The sequence below is a fragment of the Phaeobacter sp. CECT 5382 genome (assembly GCF_001457775.1).
GTDB lineage: Bacteria > Pseudomonadota > Alphaproteobacteria > Rhodobacterales > Rhodobacteraceae > Pseudophaeobacter.
Genome location: NZ_CYSG01000004.1, coordinates 1 through 20,713, shown reverse-complemented (window position 1 = coordinate 20,713; position 20,713 = coordinate 1). Strand labels below are relative to the sequence as shown.

The window sequence follows — 20,713 nt, the reverse complement described above, 5'->3', positions numbered from 1 at the left end:
GATGCCTCTTATTATCAAACTGTTGGCCCAGCGCATTGCGCTGGGCCTCATCCTGCTACTCCTCGTGTCCGGGCTGATCTTTGCCGGTACGATGATCCTGCCGGGTGATGTCGCGCAGTCGATCCTGGGCCAGTCGGCCACCCCAGAAGCGCTGGCAAACCTGCGCGCTGAGCTGGGGCTGAATGATCCACCGCTGCAGCGCTATATTCAATGGCTCGGCGGTGCGATGACCGGCGATCTGGGCACCGCTTTGACCAGCGGTAGCGACATTACCGAAAGCATCGGCAAACGCCCGTCAAACACGCTTTTCCTGGCGTTTTGGGCTGCCATTATTGCCGTTCCTTTGGCGATTTTTCTTGGCCTTCTGGCGGTACGCTACAAAGATCGCTGGCCTGACAAGCTGATCTCGGCTGTGACACTGGCTTCGATTTCCATTCCTGAATTCCTCATCGGCTACGTGCTGATGTATCTGATCGCGGTAAAACTGCGGTGGTTTCCGTCGGTTGCAATGATCAATGACGGCATGTCACTCGGGGAAAAACTGGGGGCGATTGCCCTGCCGGTAACCGTGCTGACGCTGGTGGTTCTCGCACATATGATGCGCATGACGCGTGCTGCGATCCTGAACGTGATGCAGTCGGCCTATATCGAGACGGCCGAACTGAAGGGCCTCAATGGCTTTCAGGTGATCTTTCGCCATGCGTTCCCGAATGCCATCGCCCCGATCGTAAATGTGGTGATGCTGAACCTGGCCTATCTGGTGGTCGGTGTCGTCGTGATCGAAGTGGTCTTTGTCTATCCGGGCATGGGGCAGTATCTGGTCGACCACGTATCCAAACGCGATGTACCAGTGGTGCAGGCCTGTGGTCTGATCTTTGCCGCGGTCTATATCGGTCTCAACATGATCGCTGATATTGTTGCCATCCTGTCGAACCCACGTCTGAGGCATCCGAAATGAAGAATATCCCCATTTCCGCTATGATCGGGTTGTTCTTCACGGCCCTCTATTTTCTGGTGGCGATCTTTGCGCCACTGATCTCGCCCTATGGTATGGCTGAAATCGTCGGCGACGTCTGGGAGCCAGCTTCGGCAGAGTTTCTGCTCGGCACTGATAATATTGGCCGCGATCTGCTCAGCCGGATGATCTACGGTGGCCGGACCACCATCTTTATCGCCACAGCAGCAACCGTATTGTCCTTCACTCTGGGATCGGTTCTTGGCTTTTTCGCGGCTGTTGCAGGGGGTTGGGTTGATCAGGTGCTGTCGCGTTTTGTTGATCTGATCATGTCGATCCCAACGCTGATTTTCGCACTGGTGGTTTTGTCGGTCACTCCGGTCACCGTACCGATGCTGATCATCGTCATGGGTCTGCTGGATTCAACCCGCGTCTATCGTCTGGCGCGCGCTGTCGCGGTGGATATCGAAGTCATGGACTACGTCGAAGCCGCGCGTCTGCGTGGGGAAAAGACCGCCTGGATCATCTTTCGTGAAATCCTGCCCAATGCGCTGTCACCACTGGTGGCCGAAATGGGTTTGCGGTTTATCTTCATGGTTCTCTTCGTCTCGACCCTCTCGTTCCTGGGTCTGGGCGTCCAGCCCCCCGAAGCAGACTGGGGCGGCATCGTGAAAGAGAATAAGGACGGTATCGTCTACGGTATCCCCGCGGCTCTGGCGCCTGCCTTTGCCATCGCTACCCTGGCGATCTCGGTCAATCTGGTGGCTGACTGGGTGCTGAACCGAACCACATCGCTGAAAGGAGGCCGCGGATGAGCGATCCACAATTGAAAGTCCGCGATCTCAAAATCGGTGCAACGGTCTATCCTCCGGGCGAAAAACCCCATGATATCGAAATCGTGCATGGGGTCAGCTTTGATCTGGAAAAAGGCAAAGTTCTCGGCCTGATTGGTGAATCCGGTGCCGGTAAATCCACCATCGGTCTTGCCGCCATGGCCTACGGTCGTGGTGGGGTGAAAATCACCGGTGGTGAGGTCTGGATCAACGGGCGTGATGTGCTCAAATCGGGCACTGGCGATATCCGAAAACTGCGCGGCGGTGAGGTGACATATGTCTCGCAATCCGCAGCAGCCTCCTTCAACCCCGCCAAAAAGATCCTGGATCAGGTGGTCGAGGCGGCAGTCGAACAAAAGAAGTTCAGTCGCAAGGATGCAGAGGCCCGGGCAAAGGTGCTGTTTGACAAGCTCGGCCTGCCGGACCCGGAAAACATCGGCGATCGTTTCCCGCATCAGGTCTCTGGCGGTCAGCTGCAGCGCTGCATGACGGCGCTGGCGCTCTGCCCAGAACCGGATCTGGTGGTCTTTGACGAGCCGACAACGGCCTTGGATGTGACCACCCAGATTGATGTTCTGATGGCGATCAAGGAAGCCATTCGTGAAACCGGCGTTGCAGCGCTATATATCACCCATGATCTGGCCGTTGTGGCCCAGGTCAGCGACGATATCATGGTGCTGCGTCACGGCAATACTGTGGAATACGGCTCTGTGGATCAGATCATCAATGATCCACAAGAGGAGTACACCCAGGCGCTGGTCTCTGTGCGCTCGATTGAGCACGAAGAGAAAGAACCAACGGCTGAGCCGGTGCTCAGCGTGCGCAATATCACCGCGCGTTACAAAGGCACCCAGTTCGATGTGTTGCACAATGTGAATGTCGACCTCTACCCCGGCCAGACCCTGGCCGTTGTGGGAGAATCCGGGTCGGGAAAATCCACGCTTGCCCGTGTCATCACCGGTCTGCTGCCGCCGCGCGAAGGCGAGATCGAATTCGCCGGTCGTGTTCTGTCACCAGATCTGGACGGCCGTTCGCGCGAGGATCTGCGCGAGCTGCAGATGATCTACCAGATGGCAGATGTGGCGATGAACCCGCGTCAGACCGTCGGCACCATCATCGGTCGCCCGCTGGAGTTCTACTTTGGCATGAAGGGCGCGGAAAAGCGCAAACGGATCATCGAGCTTTTGGATGAGATAGAACTGGGCGAAGGCTTCATTGATCGCTATCCGGCGGAACTGTCCGGCGGCCAAAAGCAGCGTGTCTGTATTGCCCGTGCCCTGGCCGCCAAACCCAAGATGATCATCTGCGATGAGGTCACCTCGGCGTTGGACCCGCTTGTGGCAGACGGCATTCTCAAGCTGCTGCTGGAGCTGCAAAAGATCGAGGATGTTGCCTTCCTCTTCATCACCCATGATCTGGCCACCGTGCGCGCCATTTCCGACAATATTGCGGTGATGTATCAGGGCAAGGTACAGCGCTATGGTGGCAAGACCAAGGTTCTGAGCCCCCCCTTTGACGACTATACCGATCTTCTTCTCAGCTCTGTGCCCGAGATGCGTCTCGGTTGGCTCGAAGAGGTCATCGCCAACCGCAAAATGGAGAGCGCGGGCAACTAGCCGCACCGCTTTTCCACCATGAAACAGACCAGGCCCGCGCATTTCGCGCGGGCCTGCGTCGTTTTGGACCTATACATTCCACAGTTAGCAGGTATCATATTCCACAATTGGAATGTTACTTTCTGGTACATGTAAAGGGGATGCCCCATGTCTACGCTTCGCACCACTTCCCAATCATCGGTCCAACCGGCAGCCGTACAGCATTACTCTCCGCTTTATTTCCTTGCATCACTGGGTGCAGGCGGGCTGGCGGTTACCTTTTTTATGTATCTCATGTTCTGGGTCCCACATCCCAATCAGCCCGTTCCCGTCTTTGAGGATCTGATGGCAGCCTTTGGGTCAGGCAACCCTGCGTTGAAACTGGCCATCGCCACGGCCATGCTTGGCATCGCCTTTTTTGTCTTCCTGAACGTGAAGATGCTTTTGTGGAACTTTGCAGCCCTGTCACGTTTCAAACAGACCGAGGGCTATACTGCGTTGCGCAAGACCAATGGTGAGACCACCCTGCTGGCCGCGCCGCTGGCCACCGCGATGACAATCAACGGCGGCTTCATTGTCGGTCTGGTCTTTGTCCCACAGCTTTGGAGCATTGTAGAATACCTCTTTCCGGCTGCCATGGTCGCCTTTGTCCTGGTTGGTCTTTGGGCTTTTCGCCTGATCGGACATTTCCTGGGCCGGGTTCTCGCTGAGGGTGGCGCGTTTGACATGACGGCGCATAACTCCTTTGCCCAGCTGCTGCCCGCCTTTGCCCTGTCGATGGTTGCCGTGGGTCTGTCGGCCCCGGCTGCCATGAGTGGCAACACCGTTGTTGTTGGCGTATCATTGGTGCTTTCCACCTTCTTTGGCGTCACTGCCATGCTTTATGCCGCCTATGCCTCGGTGACGGCCTTTTCCTCTATGCTGATGCATGGCACCGCCCGCGAGGCCGGCCCTACCCTAATGGTGATTGTTCCCTTGCTCACCGTGTTGGGTATCATGATGCTGCGCCAGAACCATGGGCTGCATGCTGCATTTGATGTCCATGGAGCCCCTGCCGAAACCCTGATCCTGCTGGCGCGGATCCTCACGATCCAGATCGTCTTCTCTCTGCTGGGCCTTCTGGTGATGTCGCGGCAGAAATACTTCTCGGACTTTGTTTTTGGGGACAAGCTTTCTCCCGGCTCCTACGCGCTGATCTGCCCCGGTGTGGCTCTGTCGGTGATGCTGCACTTCTTTATCAACAAAGGTCTGGCTGGCGCCCATGTCATCGACAAATTCAGCCTCGCCTATTGGGCCCTCACGGCCCTGGCACTGGCGTTCCAATGGGCGATGATTGTCTTGGTGCTACGTCTCAACCGCCAGCATTTCAAAGCCAACCCCGTTGCGAGAGCAGCCGTTCCAGCAGAATGACCCCGGGCTAAGCTGACGAAACCGAAAAAAGTGACGGATGGCGACATCGCCGTCCGTTTTTTGAATGGCAATTCAAGTTTCTGTCGCAATGATGAGGTCAAAGAGCCCAAAGGGATAAAAGGATTCGGGTCATGGACAATAAATTGCTTCTCATCATTCTGGACGGGGTGCCTTATCGCAACTTCCGCCGTCTGTTTGGCAATCTGGAAGGCTGGGTCGATAGTGGTGACGCCCGCGTCTGGAAACTGCGTGCTGTGCTGCCATCGATCTCAGCCAGCTGCTATGCCTCGATCCACACAGGTGTCGCCCCAGCTGAACATGGCTGCACTGGCAATGGCAATGTTTTCAAGCTAGGCCACAAGGATGTTTTCAGCCAAGTTCGCGAAGCCGGTGGCACCACCGGTGCGGTGGCGCATAGCTTCTGGTCGCAGTTCTTCAACCGTCATCCCTTCGACTATGTACGCGACATAGAATATGATGAACCGGAAAGCACAACCATCAACCATGGCCGCTTTCATTCGATGACCGGCTATGGGCATGACAACCAGATGACGCCTTCGGATGTGGACCTGTTTGGCACCCTGACCAACCTGTGCCTGCGCTTTGGACTGGATTACGGCATGCTGCACACCTGTACGCTGGACAGCATGGGGCATCGGTTCTTTCACGACTGCCAGCAGATGGATCACGCCTGCTTTGTAATGGATGAAATGCTTGCCCCCTTCATCACCAAATGGCGGCAGTTGGGCTATGAGGTCATCGTCACGGCGGATCACGGACAGGACGAGCGCGGCCATCACGGCGGACGCGGCGCACTGCAGCAGGAAACCGCGCTCTACTACTTTGGTGAGGCCGAAGGCCCGGCTCAGGATGATGTCATCGATCAGCGCCAACTCGCGCCGACCATTCTCAGCCGTCTCGGTGCGCCAATAGCTGACACCATGAAGGCAAAGCCATTTTTGAAGTGATTGTGGTCAGCGGCCACAGATCACAGGATCTTGGGGGCGCTGACAGCCAAATAGCGCCATGCCTTGCAGGCTTTATACAGCGCCTGCAGGGCATGGCATTGTTAGTCGTAGGGCCAAACCCCCTGGCCCAGCCCCTCTACGGCAACCGAGATACGTTCGAAACTGTCCCGGGCACGGACCACCGAATGGCGTGCACGCAGATAACCATGCACCAGCCCCGGCTCGTTGATCCAATGCGCGCGCCCTCCAGCGGCGACCACGCGATCACGGTAGTCGCGACTGTCGTCACGCACCGGGTCACAATCGGCTGAAATCAGAACCGTGGGTGGCAGACCGGTGAAGTCATCGTCCTGTAGCGGAGCATAGGTCGGGTCCGGCTCTGTCAGGCCACCCGGTTTGCGAATATCCATGTAGAACAGGATTTCATCGCGGGTCAGCATCGGAGCCTGCGCATGTTCGATATAGGACCCCGCATTGATGTCACCGCCAAAAGCGCCATAGATCAGAACCTGCCCGAGAATACGTGCAGCCATTTCGCTATCCGCTCGCACCGCATGGGCCAGGGCCGCACAGAGATTGGCACCGGCACTATCGCCCAGAAACACAACATCATCTTCGAACCGATCCAGCACCCAGGACAGCACGGACCAGGCGTCGTCAAACATCGCCGGGTGCTGATGCTCCGGTGCCAGACGGTAGTCGACCGCCACCACGCGATAGCCGGTCTGGGCGCAGATCTCGGCACAGACATCATCATGGCTCTCTAGCCCGCCGACGACAAAACCACCGCCGTGACAGAACAGGACGGTTCGGGTCGGATCCCCTGCGGAATAGATCCGTATAGGAACACCATTGGCCGCTCTATCTTCTGTACGCACCATACCGGGGCGTGGGGCACGAAACTCCTGCGCCATTTCGTTGTAGACCGCGCGCTGTTCGGCAATGGTCAGCGCTACCGCGTCTTCGGGGTAGCATTCGCCGGTCTTGCGGATGAAGGCCCAGGTTTCTTCATCGATCAGCCGTTCATAGTCCATGGCGCACCCTCATCGTCCTGTTGTTGCCGCCTAGCCTAGGCCAGCCTTTGGGGTCGAGGGAATGGCAAAAACACAAAAAGCGCCTCATCCCTGAGGCGCTTTTGTTGTCTCATCGAGGTTTGTCAGATCTGCCCGAAATGTCAGGCAGTCGGCATGTGCTCCCAGGGGCGGGTATAGGCACCGAGCGCGCTGGAAATATCGGCATCCTTGGCCCCATTGGCCTCTACCTGGGCAACCAGACCGCGTTTCTTGTCATCAATCACCGCCTCGACCCGTGCAGGCGAAGCAGCTTTCAGCAGTGCTTCGTTGTAGATGCGCGTGATTGCCTGTTTGCGCAGATCCGGCTTAAAAACCTTGCCGACAGCAGTTTTGGGCAGCTCATCCAGCACTGTCAGATGCTTTGGAATCGCGGCGCGCTCATGCACATGAATTTTGCAGTATTCCAACAGCTCATCCGCTGTGGCCGTGGCCCCGTCCACTAGTTCTACAAAAGCGCAGGGCAATTCACCAGCATGGGCATCAGGCTGACCAATAGCTCCGGCAAAGGCGACGGCTTCATGGCCCAAAAGCGCCTCTTCGATATCGGCGGGGTCGATATTATGACCGCCGCGAATGATCAGATCCTTGGCCCGCCCGGTGATCCACAGGTAGCTGTCGCTATCGAAACGCCCCAGATCGCCGGTGCGCAGATATTCATCCTTGTAGTACAGATCGACGTTTTTATCAGCCTCGGTATAGGTGTTGCCGGCATAAACGCCCGGGTTGGAGATGCAGATCTCACCGACCTCATCGGTGCCGCACTCCACCAGCCCATCTGCCGTTCCTTTGACGATTTTTACATCCGTATAGGGGAAGGTGATGCCGATGGATCCGATCTTCTTTTCACCGTCTACCGGATTGCAGGACACAAGACAGGTCGCTTCGGTCAGGCCGTAGCCCTCGATGATATTGATCCCGGTGGCCTGTTCAAACCGGCGGTACAGTTCAACCGGCAGTGGGGCGGAACCCGAAAACGCGGTCTTCACGGTCGAAATATCCGCATCCACCGGACGCTGCATCTTGGCCGAGATCGCGGTGGGGACTGTGATGATAAACGAGATTTTCCAGCGTTCGATCAGCTTCCAGAAGTTGTCAAACACACCATCACCGCGATAGCCCTGCGGTGTCGGGAAAACCACATGAGCGCCGGATGTCAGCGAAGCCATCATGATCACATGACAGGCAAAGACATGGAACAATGGCAGCGGGCACATGATATTGTCGTTTTCGGTGAACAGCAGTGTGTTGCCGATCCAGCCGTTGTAGATCAGGCCGGAATATTTGTGCTGGGCAACCTTTGGCATACCGGTGGTGCCGCCCGTGTGGAAGTAGCAGGCGACCCGATCACAGGTGCTATCAGCAAAGCTCAGCGTTTTGGGTTGTTTCAGCATTTCGCGGCGGAAAGATTTGTAATCCGCATGTGCCACTTTGTCTTTGTTTTCCAGCTTGGGCCGTACAAGCGGTACAATCCAGGATTTCGGCGGCGTCAGGTAGCGATTGAGATCGACCTCAAGAACTGTATTCACCCCAGGTGCATGGCGAACCGCTTCAGCTACCTTTTGCGCCACATCCGTCTTTGGGAAAGGCTTCAGGGTGACAACAACCTTTGCCTTGGTCTCGCGCAGGATCGAGGCGATCTGTTCAGGTTCCAGCAGCGGGTTGATCGGGTTGACGATCCCCGCCACGGCACCGGCCAGCATTGTCACCAAGGTCTCGTTACAGTTGGGCAGCACATAGGCCACCACGTCCTTTTCACCGATGCCCATTTCGCGCAGCATATTGGCGGCCTGGGTGACCTGATCCTTGAGCTGGCTCCAGGTCAGGGTTTCCGCCTTGTCGGTCGGTCCGGAAAAGATCTGATAGCTGACCGCATTGTTGTTGGGAAACTTCGCCGTGGTGCGCGACAATAGCTGGTAAAGCGTGACCGGGTTGTCCCGTTCCTCCCAACTGGCTTCCTGTTCCATCGCGATGCAGTCTTCTACCGTGGCAAATGCCATTCCATTCCTCCCCTAATCCCGGTCCAGCGCCGGGTTGATCACTTAGCGCTCAATTTGGGTGCAAAACAGAAAACGTGCAAGCGCATGGTCGGGATCACGTCAAGGCAAGGTCAGAATATGACGCTGCGAAACGAGCGGCTGCCCCGTGGGCAACCGCTCGACGGTCGGCTATTCAGCCGCCAGACCATCCGTGAATTGCAGCCGCGCCAATCGCGCATAGAGACCACCTTCGGCGACCAGGTCATCATGGGTGCCTGTGGCAACCACCCGTCCCTCTTCCATCACCACGATACGGTCTGCCTTTTTCACCGTTGCCAGACGGTGCGCCACGATTAATGTCGTGCGGCTCTGGCTCAGCTCGTCTACGGCGGCCTGAACCAAGCGTTCGCTTTCCGCGTCCAGCGCCGAGGTCGCCTCGTCCAGCAACAGCACCGGAGCATCGCGCAGGATCGCACGGGCAATTGCAATCCGCTGCTTTTGCCCACCAGACAGCATCACGCCGCGTTCGCCAACAAAGCTGTCATAGCCTTCTGGCAGCGCACTGATGAAATCATGTGCAGCGGCGGCGGCGGCGGCGGCTTCGACCTCTGCGTCCGTGGCATCTGGTCGGCCAAAGCGGATGTTTTCCCGCGCTGAGGCGGCAAAAATGATCGGGTCTTGTGGTACCAGCGCGATATGCTTGCGGAAATGATCGCGCTGCAGGTCTGGCAAGGCAATACCATCGAGGCGCACAGCCCCCGTGTCGGGGTCGTAAAACCGCTGGATCATCTGAATGATGGTAGTTTTTCCCGCCCCGGACGGCCCGACAAAGGCCACGGTTTCACCGGGCTTCACAGTCAGCGAGACCCCATCAAGTGCTTGCACACCTGGTCGCGACGGATAGGCAAAAGAGACCGCGTCAAAGCTGATCTCGCCTTTCACAGGGCTCGACAACGTTTGGGCCCCTTGGGGATCCTTGACCGTATCGGTCGCATTCAACAGCTCGATCAGACGCTCGGTCGCGCCAGCTGCACGCTGCAGCTCGCTCCAGATTTCCGATAGCGCAGCAACCGATCCGGCAACCAGCACCGCATAGATCACAAACTGGATCAGCGTGCCTTCACTCATATGACCGGCGCGGACATCTATCGCCCCCATCCAAAGCACGCCAACAATGCCCGAGAACACCAAAAAGATAACAATCACAGTCAGGTAGGCGCGTGTTTTGATGCGCTTGACTGAGACATCAAAGGCCGTCTCCGTCATCTGGGCGAATTGTGCGCGACTGGCGGCCTCATGGGTAAAGGCTTGCACCGTTTGGACCGCCCCCAGCGCTTCACCGGCATTGCCGGACGAAGCCGCGATCCAGTCCTGGTTTTCACGGCTGATGACCCGCAGGCGCCGCCCTAGAACCAGGATTGGCACAATCACGGCCGGTACGATCAGTAGCACCAGCCCAGTGAGCTTGGCCGAGGTCAGCAGCATCAGCACCATGCCGCCAAGGAAGATCAGCAAGTTGCGCAACGCAATCGACACAGACGAGCCCAGAACCGACTGGATCAGCGTGGTATCGGTGGTGATCCGGCTCAGCACCTCACCGGTCATGATTTTCTCAAAGAACGCCGGACTCATGCCGATGACGCGATCAAAAACCGCCTTGCGGATATCTGACACCACACGCTCGCCCAGCCGCGTGACTAGCGCATAGCGCAGGCCAGTGCCAACCGCGAGAAGGGCTGCGATGGCTAGCGCCGCGATGAAATACTGGTTGAGAAGAGCGTTTTCAGAGATCCGGAAGTTATCCACGACACGTCGCACGGCCAATGGCAGGGTCAGGGACAGCCCTGCTGTCAGCACTAGCGCACAGGTCGCGGCGAACATCAGAACCCGATAGGGGCGCATAAAGGGCCAGAGCGCCCCAAGTACACCGATTTTACGCGAGCTTTCCCGCTCTTCTTCCGTTGTCGGAGCTGCCTGATTGCGCGCCATACCGGTTCCTTTTGCTGTTTCCTTCGCGGGCGATGATACCCGCACGGTCCAGAAAGGTTCATGGCCCCGCAGGCCCTGCAGGTCAAGCACGACCCGATCCAGTGGGTGGGGCAAATCGCCCGCCAGCCCCGTTTCGTGTCCCGTCTTGCAGCCAGTTTCGGCCGCAGCTCCTTTGCCGCCAGACATGAATTCGAATAAGGCAACACTGAGGTTCCAATTCGCAATGCAACGCTGCAATCCCGCCCTGCAATGAATGATGCGCCAGTCAAAAACGCACGCTAGGCTCAGAACCCATTGATTTCCACAGGGCGGCGTGTTTCACGGCTCGAAAACCGAGCGGTGAACATGACAGATCTAATCTGGTTACCCGACGCGCAGATGCCGCGACTTGAGCCCCACTTTCCCAAACCCCACAGCAAGCCTCGTGTGGACGGCCGATGTGTCCTTTCCGGGATTATCTTTATCAATCGCATAGACTTAAGGGGGTGTGACGCGGACTGATTCAGAAAAATCTTTGAAAGGCAAAGGGATACGCCCGTGCACCCCAGACCGAAAGCAACGCAAGACCACCGTCAAATACGACAAGCGCTGCTACAAACGCCGCAACCGGATTGAGATCATATTTGGTCGATTGAAAGACTGGCGGCGTGTTGCAACCCGTTATGACCACTGTCCCAAGGTCTTCTTGTCCGCAATCGCCCTCGTGGCACCCTCGTGACAATCGTCACTTACTGGCTATGAGACCTGAACCTAGAACGTCTTGCAAAAATTCAACATGTAACCAAGTCTGGAAATAGACAGGTAAACTCCGAATCGGCTCGCTTATTTCATTTCTAGTACAGCATGAAAGCACCGCATTATGTCTGATTTCTCGAAGATCAAATTCCCAACCGCCTTTACCATCTTGTTTATTCTGATCGCTGTTGTCGCCGTTCTCACCTGGATCGTCCCTGCAGGCGAATACCAACGTGAGATGAACGAGGCCTTGGGGAGTGAAGCCCCAATCCCAGGAACATACCACCAAGTTGAAGCAAGCCCTCAGGGCCTCACCGCCGTTATTTTGGCGCCCATTGCCGGGATGTACGATCCAGGTCTTTTGGGCTCATCCTCCAGTGCTGCTATCGACGTAGCGCTGTTTGTTTTGATCATTGGCGGCTTTTTGATGGTCCTGACAAAAACAGGTGCGATCAATGCCGGTATCGGTTGGCTTTTGCAGAAATTGCAGGGACGTGAGATCATGCTGATCCCGATCCTGATGATTGCCTTTGCTTTTGGCGGAACCAGCTACGGAATGGCCGAGGAAACTCTGGCCTTTTATGCGCTGATCATTCCGGTATTTGTCCGCGCCGGCTATGACTCCCTAACCGGAGTTGCGGTCATTATGCTCGGTGCCGGTATCGGCACTCTGGGTTCCACCTTCAACGCATTTGCGACAGTGGTCGCCTCCCAAGGCGCAGGCATCCCTTTTACTTCCGGCATTGCCCTGCGCTTTGTCATTCTTGCAGGCTGTCTGGCGGCGGGCATTGGCTTTGTGATGCGCTACGCCAAACGAGTGAAGGCTGATCCGGCGGCCTCGCTTGTGGCGGACCAGGCCGAAGACAATCGCGCCCATTTTCTCAAAGGCAGTGAGGGGCAGGACGGCTTCCCCCAGTTTACCACGGTGCGCTCCCTCATTCTGGCGCTGTTTGGCCTGACCTTTGTGGTGATGATCTACGGAGTTGTCGCCCTGGAATGGTGGATGGGGGAAATGGCGGGCCTCTTTCTGGTGATGTCCATCGTGGTCTGGTGGGTTGGAAAATTTGATGCCAGTTCCCGCATGGATGAGCACACCTTTGTAGAGACCTTTGTCGAAGGCGCCCGCGACCTATTAGGCGTGGCTCTGATCATTGGCGTGGCCCGCGGCGTTGTGGTCATCATGGACGCCGGGAAAATCACGGATACGATCCTGGCGGGGGCCGAGGGCTATGTTTCAGGGCTCACCGAGTTCATGTTCATCAACGTGATGTTTGGCATTCAGATTTTGATGTCCTTTCTGGTTCCTTCCTCTTCAGGATTGGCGACATTGACCATGCCAATCATGGCACCAATGGCTGATTTCGCAGGCGTTGGACGCGATTTGGTGGTGACCGCCTATCAATCCGCCAATGGTTTGGTGAATCTGTTCAACCCAACCTTTGCTGTGGTGATGGGAGGTCTGGCTATTGGGCGGGTCTCGTATGACCGTTGGTTGCGATTTGTCGCGCCTCTGCTGTTCATCTTGGCTGGCATCATCATTGTTGCCCTCAGCCTCGGCGCGGCGCTCGGCTGATTTCGAACGCCCTCTATTAAAAAACTCGATGGCTGCACTGTGGCCATCCCTGTTTAAACTGGAGAAATCGATGCAATTTGGTGTGCATTCGGAAGTGGGAAAACTGCGCAAGGTCATGGTCTCTCGCCCGTCCCTGGCGCATGATCGCCTGACCCCGAAGAACTGTGAAGAGCTGCTGTTTGATGATGTGCTTTGGGTCGAAAAGGCCCGCGCAGACCATGCAGAATTTGTGCAGATGATGGTTGGTCGCGGCGTGGAAGTCTATGATATCCAGGACCTTCTGGCAGAAGCCATTGATCAAACTGAAGCCACACGCGGCTTTATGCTTGACCGTTTGATCACAGCCAATTCTGTGGGGCCCGGCATGGCCAAGGCAATGCGCCCTTGGATAAACGACATGGACGGCAAGACCCTGGCCCGTCAGCTGATGGGGGGCATAACTGTCTCAGACGTCCCCGCCGGAGAGCTGACCCAGTTGATGAAAGCAGAGTTGCCTGGCAGTGAATTTGTTTTGCCAGCTGTACCCAACGCCTTGTTTCAGCGAGATCCCTCTTGTTGGATTTACGGTGGCGTGACTTGCAACCCCATGTACTGGCCAGCCCGTCGTCCAGAAACGCTGTTTCAGCGTGCAGTCTACAATTTCCACCCGATGTTCCAGAACGCGGACTTCGAATTCTGGTGGGGCAACAGTGATGACAATTTCCAAGCTGCCTCCATTGAAGGTGGTGATGTCATGCCCATTGGCAACGGAACCGTTTTCATTGGCATGGGAGAGCGCACCACACGTCAGGCTGTTGCTCAGGTTGCCCAATCGCTGTTTGACAAAGGTGGCGCGGAACGCGTGGTCGCCTGTGTGATGCCAAAATCGCGTGCGGCCATGCATTTGGACACGGTTTTCACTTGTTTAGAACAAGATAAGGTCACCGCCTTCCTGGAAGTGGCGAACGAGATCACCTGTTTTTCACTGCGCCCAGACGGCAAGGGGGGGATCGACACGCGCAAAGATGTGGGGTCAATTTTTGATGTCTACAAAGAGGTTCAGAACCTGTCCGAGCTGATCGTAATCAGCACAGGTGGAAATGAATTCCAAGCAGAACGGGAACAGTGGGACGATGGCAACAACGTTGTCGCGTTGGAGCCTGGTGTTGTCGTCGGATATGCCCGCAATACTCATACCAACGGCCTAATGCGGGCTGCAGGTGTCGAAGTCATCGAGATCAGTGGGCAAGAGCTCGGTCGCGGTCGCGGTGGCGGACACTGCATGACCTGTCCAATCCTACGTGATCCAGTCTATTAATCTGTATTAGGGAGAAGCCAAAATGGCGTTTAACCTCAAAAGCCGTAGTTTTCTAAAAATCGCTGATTTTTCCCAGCGCGAAATGTTGTTCATGCTCGATCTCGCCCGCGATCTGAAGCGCGCAAAATACTCGGGCGCCGAGAAACAAATGCTCACCGGCAAAAATATCTGTCTGATTTTTGAGAAAACCTCGACACGTACTCGCTGCGCCTTTGAGGTGGCGGCTTACGATCAAGGTGCCAATATCACCTACCTTGACCCGTCGGGCTCGCAGATTGGTCACAAGGAATCGATGAAGGACACTGCCCGAGTATTGGGCCGGATGTTTGATGCCATCGAGTTTCGCGGCTCAGGCCACGACATGGTTGAAGAGCTGTCGGACTATGCCGGTGTACCTGTTTACAATGGTTTGACCGACGATTGGCACCCAACCCAGATGCTGGCGGATATGCTGACCATGCTGGAACATGCCGACAAACCACGCCGGGATATCGTGTTTGCCTATTCGGGCGACTGCCATTCCAATATGGGCAACTCGCTTTTGATGCTGGGAGCGATCATGGGCTGTGACGTGCGGATGATTTCACCCAAAGCCACACAGCCAGAAGAGGCCGTCCGGGCATTGGCGATGGAACGGGCCGAAAAATCCGGTGCGCGCATCACAATCACAGACGACTTGGATGCGGTTAAGGGTGCCGATTTCATCCACACAGATGTCTGGGTCTCGATGGGTGAACCCAAAGAGGTCTGGGCCGAACGTATCGCGCTTCTTTCCCCCTATCAGGTCAACATGGATTTGATGAAGCGCACCGGCAATCCTGGCGTGAAGTTCATGCACTGCCTCCCCGCGTTCCACAACACAGAGACGGCCGTCGGCCAAGACATTCAAGAAAAATTCGGGCTCTCTGAAATGGAAGTCACCGAAGAGGTCTTTGAAAGCGAGATGAACATCGCCTTTGAACAGGCTGAAAACCGCATGCACACCATCAAGGCGATCCTGGTCGCCACATTGGGGGCCTGAGCCATGCGCATTGTCGTCGCCCTTGGGGGCAATGCGCTGCTGCGCCGCGGGCAAGAGCTCTCGGCGCAGAACCAGCGTGAAAACATCCGCATTGCTGCTTCGGTCCTCTCCCCTCTTGCTGAAGACAACGACCTGGTCGTGACCCATGGCAATGGGCCTCAGGTGGGCCTTCTGGCTTTGCAAGAGGCGGCATATACAGATGTCGAAGAATACCCGTTGGATGTGCTGGTTGGTGAAACCATGGGCATGATCGGCTATATGATTGAACAAGAGATGGGCAATCTATTGCCGGTTGAAAAACCGCTTTCCACCATCCTCACCATGGTGGAAGTTGATCCCAAAGACCCCGCCTTTGCAGATCCCACAAAATTCATCGGGCCGGTCTATTCCGAATCCGAGGCGCGCGAGAATGCGCAGCAAAAGGGCTGGGCGATCAAACCCGATGGCGACAAATGGCGCCGCGTGGTGCCCTCCCCTGCCCCCAAACGCATCTTTCAGGTACGCCCCATCCGTTGGCTTTTGGATCACGGATCGGTGGTTATCGCTGCCGGCGGTGGTGGTATCCCCCCCAAATATAGCGAAGACGGCAAGCTGGAGGGCGTCGAATGTGTCATCGACAAGGACCATTGCTCGTCAATGCTGGCACAAGAAATCAACGCGGATGTGTTTGTAGTCGCCACCGAGGCAGAAGCGGTTTTCCTTGACTGGAACACTCCCAAACAGCGCGGCATCAGATCTGCTTCACCGGACGCGCTGGATCAGTTTGAATTCCCTGCAGGATCGATGGGCCCCAAGGTGCAATCCGCGCAAGACTTTGCCCGTGCCACAGGCGCAAAGGCGGTAATCTGTGCATTGGCAGACATTCCTGCGGCCCTGCGCGGGGAAAAAGGCACCACTATTGATCCCAACGCCAAAAGCATCTCTTTTCACGACTGAACTGCAAGAAAGACCTAGAAATGTCGGACAAAACGCCCAGCTCAGCCTCTGCAGACCAAACCCAAACCGATGCGGCCTGGGAGATCTCAGCCGATGAAATGGCCACCCGGTTGGACACCAATCTGGAGACCGGCCTAGACGGGACATCGGCAGCGCAAAAACTGGCCCAGGTGGGGCGCAACAAACTGGTTGAAGCGGAACAGGTGTAGGCATTTTGGTTGTTTGTAGAACAGTTCAAGAACCAGCCGCTGATCATCTTGATGGTTGGCGCGGCTTTGTAGCACAAATCGGCTGAGGGGTTTCACTGTGAGAAACCAGCATGATAGCTGGAAGAAATGAGCAGTTGGCCCCTACAAATTATAAGACGACGAACTGGTCTTCCTACAATAATGCATTGAGGCAGCGAGGATCGCTCTCGATCCATTGACCGGCAGTGCATCGCGTAGCGATGTCCCGAAAGATTGGTTTGATCCGGACACGATTTAGATCCAGCCACCGTCCGGAAAACGTGGCCGCCAGCAGCGTTTCAGCGACACCGCAATCCAAGCCTGTCTGACGTCGAAGGTGCTGTTCGGCTTGCCGCTGCGGCAAACAACCGGGGGCGTTGAAAGCCTGCTGCGGCTCGTCGATCTGGACTGGGCGATTCCCGACTTCAGCACCCTGTGCCGCCGCCAGAGAATGCTGAACGTGAACCTGCCGTATCGTGGCGGCTTTGGCCCGCTGAACCTGCTCATCGATAGCACAGGCATCAAGTCAGAGGGCGAAGGCGAGTGGTATGCCCGCAAGCATGGCGGTCCCAAGCGCCGGGTTTGGCGCAAGATACATATAGGGATCGACGAAGAAACGCTTGAGGTGCGAGCTGTCGAGGTCACGACCAGCAATGTCGGTGATGCATCCATGTTACCTGAGTTGCTGAACCAAATCCCAGACGATCAGGACATCGGCTCGGTCACCGTTGATGGCGCCTACGACACGCGCAAGTGCCATGACGCGATTGCCACCCGCAATGCCCAGGCAGTCATCCCACCACGCAAAAACGCCGAACCCTGGAAACCCACGAGCGCTGGAGGCATTGCCCGTAACGAAGCGGTCAATGCATCGCGATACCTGGGCCGCGCTTTATGGCGAAAATGGAGCGGATGTCACCGTCGAAGCCGCGTCGAGACCACCCTCTCGGGATCATGCTTCGCATACCCCTGCCGGGCAAAGGATGCATTGCGTGAAACTGATGGGCCAGAGCCTCATGGCGAAGGACTTCGACCGGCAAGTCGCAGAGATCGAAACCCGCATCGCTGTCCTCAACCGCTACACCGTTCTTGGCATCCCTGTCATAGAGGCTGTGGGGTAAGTCTGTCCTGGTATAGGGGAAGTCCGGACCTCTTCGGATTTGTGCAACAAAGTCGGCCACAACGGTTAAGGTCGTTGTCAGTCGCCACTCCCATGGCAGCGGTTCTTTTCGTCTACTTGGATGCCCGCCGCAATGGTCTCCCATCTCGCCTTTTTCCCGCTAAAACAGAGCACTGAATCGCTCCAAAATCGCCACCACAAAGCCCGGCAGTTGCGGAATTTGTGAGAGTAGTCAATTCACGGTAGGTTTAAAGGTTTGACGCCTAAGCACATTGAGTTTTGGGATGCGTTCTGAGGGTTCTCTAATGGAGCGGGCGGCGGGAATCGAACCCGCGTCATTAGCTTGGAAGGCTAAGGTCTTACCACTACACAACGCCCGCTCATCTATTGCCTGTGATTATGGGAAGCAGGATCGAAGGTCAACCACCTTCTCCGGTGAAAATTTCAAAATTGCTCCGCCCTGGCAGCGACACGTCTGCGCGCGGCAAAGTCCGAAAAAATCGCATGGTCGTTGACCTGCTTTACCTGCCATGACAATAGAAAGCGCAGCCTGATTTGCATCCTACCTTGCAATGGCGTGTCAGCATGATGTATTTTCTAAAACAATCGCATCTGTGCAAAAATGAACGGCGAACCGGCCAGGGTTTCGCGGGAATGGAATACTGGATGACTGAAACCACGTAACTGGGCTTAATTCTGTTATAGTATACTAGGTAAAACATACTGAGCAAAACCAGTTGCCTTGCTAAGGCCCCTGAAAGAGCGGAGCTTCACCAAGGGTTCCGCCCCCCCCCTGTCCGCCCCCTGCCCCTAGCCATCTACCCACAGCCCCAAGATAGGTCCCGATTTCGTGACGGTTCCAGCACCAAAAACCGCAGTCCTTACCGCCCATGGTCAACCCTCCGCGCCAGAGCAGCCTGAACGTTCACTTGCACATTTGACCACGCAGGTTGCCGCTTTCCTACCAGACTGGGACCTGCGTTCGGCAACTTTGGCACAAGAAGGTCAACTGGAGAAGGTGATGGAGGATGGGGCCTTGGTCTATCCGTTTTTCATGGCCAGAGGCTGGTTTACGACCGCCGTTCTGCCAAAACGCCTAGCCGGGTTCTCCTATCGGATGGCCATCCCCTTTGGACTGGACCCACACTTACCGGCGCTGGCTGCACAGGATATACGCGGTCGAATATTGGCAAACGGTGCTAGGAACCTGACAACTCCGCCACGCCTTCTGCTCGCAGCACACGGATCTGCGCGCGGTCCCAAGGCTGCGGAAGCGACGGAAGATTTTGCCGCCCACCTGCAAAAAGCACTCCCCGAGGTTTCAGTCCTTGTCGGCTATGTTGAACAAGCTCCTTTCCTTTCAACCGCTGCGCAAGATCTGCCGGAGAACAGCTTGTGCCTGCCATTTTTTGCACAAACAGGCGATCATGTGCGCGATGATATCCCTAGCGCGCTCGCAACAGCCGACTTTCGCGGGACAACCCTGCCAGTGTTGGGCGCAAACCCCAATGTTCCCCGACTTGTGGCGCACGCCCTTCAGACGGCATTGGAACACCCCCACTGATCAAGGCGCCGGTGATTGGACGAAACAATTGCCCATCAAGGCCTCAATCCCGGCCTGTTCAAATCCAAATGATACACCTGTGCTATCACTCGAGCGGCAACGCTCAAGCGATTGAGCTTCCCCCTTTAAAAGGAACCGTTCTTATCTTTAGGGAAGAGAAGGACCAGAGATGGCCATGAAAAGACCCAAGCCCGAAGAGAGTGTCGCGAAGGTGCAGCAGCTTTAAGTTCTAATGGGGCAAGGCAGGCTTAGGACATTGGGACTGGCCAGCGGATTGCGGACGTCCTGAAAATGAAATGGGGCGATATCGAGGATGGCGGAATCGTTCTGCGGCAGAACAAGACCAAGAAAGACCTATAGGTTCCCCTCACCTCGCACCTGAGCACCGCACTGGCAACCACGGAGAAACGCAGCGTTTTCATACTGACAAATCACATTGCCACCGGTCCCTGGTCATACCGAGGCGCATCCGACGCCGTGATGAAAATCAGAAAGCAGATCGGAGCCGTGGGCTATGATATTCACGCGCTCCGCCACACCACCGCGACCGAGCTTTGCATAGCTGGCGCTGATGATGAAACGATCGCTGCAGTAACCGGGCAGAGCGCCAAAATGGTACAGCATTACACCCGCACAGTTCGCCAAAGAGTGCATGCCCTGCGATCGAAAGACTTTCGAGATTAATTGTCGCTTTGCCCCTTGCGAACAAAAGGGAACATAAATAGAAGGTGTGGCAGACTGTGTGGCAGGACACCACCCGCCACAGCTAAGTCATTAAAAAGGCGAGTTGGCGGAGTGGTGACGCAGCGGATTGCAAATCCGTGTACACCGGTTCGATTCCGGTACTCGCCTCCAAGTGCCTATAAATCAATGACATAGCTTCACGGTTATCAAGTGGGACACAACAGTGGAACACAAACCATGAAGTTGTCAGCCTACCTAAGCCCTTCTAGACACGGTATATATTACTTTCGTTGGCCATTGCCTACAATTCCGGGCCGAAAGAGACACACGCTTAAACTGTCGTTGAAAACACGTTGCCCACACAAAGCTGGTGACTTGGCAAGGCATCTGGCATCTTGTGGTAAATAATCGAAGGGCACACAGAATTGGCCAAACTGAACCGTGCAGAGTTAAGACCAAAGGTCAAAGCGTACTTTGAAGGCCAACTTGAACACTACTTGGGTCGGCTGAACCTGAATGATCCTATGCAGGAGACACTTGATGCACTCGAAGCTGAGGTTCTGAGGCATGAAGAACTCTTGAAGGAACGGTCAACGGATGCGTTTCGCCTCTATGTCGAAAAATTCAAGGTGGACGCGGGGATTTCAGATCATGATTGGGGCGAGAGGGCTTTGTTGCACAAATCGGTTTCTGAGGGGACTTCCCCTTTCCCCGGACGGAATTATCCTACGGGCTCGGTAACGGGTATGCCAAGAGC

At 56.1% G+C, this 20,713-nt stretch carries 16 protein-coding genes, 2 tRNA genes and 2 pseudogenes; 16 read left to right on the top strand and 4 right to left on the bottom strand.

Features of this window, described 5'->3' with window-relative positions; all coding sequences use genetic code 11:
* Position 1 precedes the first annotated feature (1 nt).
* The 5 genes from PH5382_RS05475 to PH5382_RS05455 all read left to right on the top strand — a co-directional run bounded on the left by PH5382_RS05475 (position 2) and on the right by PH5382_RS05455 (position 5,761).
* Positions 2 to 958 (top strand): ABC transporter permease, encoded by a 957-nt coding sequence (locus PH5382_RS05475; protein WP_058333361.1) that lies wholly within the window; start codon positions 2 to 4, stop codon positions 956 to 958.
* On the top strand, positions 955 to 1,770 hold the full coding sequence (locus PH5382_RS05470; RefSeq protein WP_058333360.1) for an ABC transporter permease: 816 nt from the start codon (positions 955 to 957) through the stop codon (positions 1,768 to 1,770). Before PH5382_RS05475 ends, PH5382_RS05470 begins: the two co-directional genes overlap by 4 nt.
* The gene (locus PH5382_RS05465) at positions 1,767 to 3,404 is read left to right on the top strand and encodes an ABC transporter ATP-binding protein (RefSeq protein WP_058333359.1); all 1,638 of its coding nucleotides are present in this window, start codon (positions 1,767 to 1,769) and stop codon (positions 3,402 to 3,404) included. Before PH5382_RS05470 ends, PH5382_RS05465 begins: the two co-directional genes overlap by 4 nt.
* 147 nt (positions 3,405 to 3,551) lie before the next feature.
* Positions 3,552 to 4,793 (top strand): TsoY family (seleno)protein, encoded by a 1,242-nt coding sequence (locus PH5382_RS05460; RefSeq protein WP_058333358.1) that lies wholly within the window; start codon positions 3,552 to 3,554, stop codon positions 4,791 to 4,793.
* Positions 4,794 to 4,924: 131 nt separating this feature from the next.
* Entirely contained in the window at positions 4,925 to 5,761 is an 837-nt protein-coding gene (locus PH5382_RS05455; RefSeq protein WP_058333357.1) for an alkaline phosphatase family protein, read from the top strand.
* Between the two features lie 101 nt (positions 5,762 to 5,862).
* Here the strand turns inward: PH5382_RS05455 and PH5382_RS05450 are convergent, their stop codons facing one another.
* The 3 genes from PH5382_RS05450 to PH5382_RS05440 form a co-directional block, all read right to left on the bottom strand.
* Positions 5,863 to 6,795 (bottom strand): alpha/beta hydrolase, encoded by a 933-nt coding sequence (locus tag PH5382_RS05450; RefSeq protein ID WP_058333356.1) that lies wholly within the window; start codon positions 6,793 to 6,795, stop codon positions 5,863 to 5,865.
* A 140-nt stretch (positions 6,796 to 6,935) separates the two neighbouring features.
* On the bottom strand, positions 6,936 to 8,831 hold the full coding sequence (locus PH5382_RS05445) for an acyl-CoA synthetase (RefSeq protein ID WP_058333355.1): 1,896 nt from the start codon (positions 8,829 to 8,831) through the stop codon (positions 6,936 to 6,938).
* Positions 8,832 to 8,999: 168 nt separating this feature from the next.
* Complete coding sequence (locus PH5382_RS05440; RefSeq protein ID WP_058333626.1) at positions 9,000 to 10,799, bottom strand: ABC transporter transmembrane domain-containing protein; 1,800 nt, start codon at positions 10,797 to 10,799, stop codon at positions 9,000 to 9,002.
* A 345-nt stretch (positions 10,800 to 11,144) separates the two neighbouring features.
* Between PH5382_RS05440 and PH5382_RS19395 the strand changes: the two are divergent.
* From PH5382_RS19395 to PH5382_RS19390, 7 genes and pseudogenes are all read left to right on the top strand, one after another.
* Positions 11,145 to 11,517, top strand: a pseudogene (locus tag PH5382_RS19395) (transposase).
* A gap of 141 nt (positions 11,518 to 11,658) precedes the next feature.
* The gene (locus PH5382_RS05435; protein ID WP_058333354.1) at positions 11,659 to 13,107 is read left to right on the top strand and encodes a YfcC family protein; all 1,449 of its coding nucleotides are present in this window, start codon (positions 11,659 to 11,661) and stop codon (positions 13,105 to 13,107) included.
* 70 nt (positions 13,108 to 13,177) lie between these two features.
* A complete protein-coding gene (locus PH5382_RS05430) occupies positions 13,178 to 14,404 on the top strand; it encodes an arginine deiminase (protein WP_058333353.1) in 1,227 nt (408 codons plus the stop codon).
* A gap of 22 nt (positions 14,405 to 14,426) precedes the next feature.
* Positions 14,427 to 15,425 carry an ornithine carbamoyltransferase gene (locus PH5382_RS05425; RefSeq protein ID WP_058333352.1) on the top strand — a complete coding sequence of 333 codons (999 nt, stop codon included), beginning with the start codon at positions 14,427 to 14,429 and terminating at the stop codon, positions 15,423 to 15,425.
* Between the two features lie 3 nt (positions 15,426 to 15,428).
* Positions 15,429 to 16,361, top strand: a complete 933-nt coding sequence (gene arcC / locus PH5382_RS05420) for a carbamate kinase (protein ID WP_058333351.1) — start codon at positions 15,429 to 15,431, stop codon at positions 16,359 to 16,361.
* 20 nt (positions 16,362 to 16,381) lie between these two features.
* Positions 16,382 to 16,570 (top strand): cation-transporting P-type ATPase, encoded by a 189-nt coding sequence (locus tag PH5382_RS05415; RefSeq protein WP_058333350.1) that lies wholly within the window; start codon positions 16,382 to 16,384, stop codon positions 16,568 to 16,570.
* Between the two features lie 110 nt (positions 16,571 to 16,680).
* Positions 16,681 to 17,709: pseudogene (locus tag PH5382_RS19390) on the top strand (IS5 family transposase).
* A gap of 305 nt (positions 17,710 to 18,014) precedes the next feature.
* Here the strand turns inward: PH5382_RS19390 and PH5382_RS05405 are convergent.
* A tRNA-Gly gene (locus PH5382_RS05405) sits at positions 18,015 to 18,088 on the bottom strand.
* Between the two features lie 737 nt (positions 18,089 to 18,825).
* Between PH5382_RS05405 and PH5382_RS20340 the strand changes: the two genes are divergently transcribed.
* From PH5382_RS20340 to PH5382_RS20095, 4 genes are all read left to right on the top strand, one after another.
* The gene (locus PH5382_RS20340; protein ID WP_306341243.1) at positions 18,826 to 19,272 is read left to right on the top strand and encodes a sirohydrochlorin chelatase; all 447 of its coding nucleotides are present in this window, start codon (positions 18,826 to 18,828) and stop codon (positions 19,270 to 19,272) included.
* 378 nt (positions 19,273 to 19,650) lie between these two features.
* On the top strand, positions 19,651 to 19,956 hold the full coding sequence (locus tag PH5382_RS20350; RefSeq protein WP_082645569.1) for a tyrosine-type recombinase/integrase: 306 nt from the start codon (positions 19,651 to 19,653) through the stop codon (positions 19,954 to 19,956).
* Between the two features lie 97 nt (positions 19,957 to 20,053).
* Positions 20,054 to 20,127 (top strand) — tRNA-Cys (locus PH5382_RS05395).
* A 254-nt stretch (positions 20,128 to 20,381) separates the two neighbouring features.
* Positions 20,382 to 20,713 (top strand): MAGE domain-containing protein (locus tag PH5382_RS20095; RefSeq protein ID WP_231751802.1); only part of this gene is annotated, 332 nt, incomplete at its 3' end.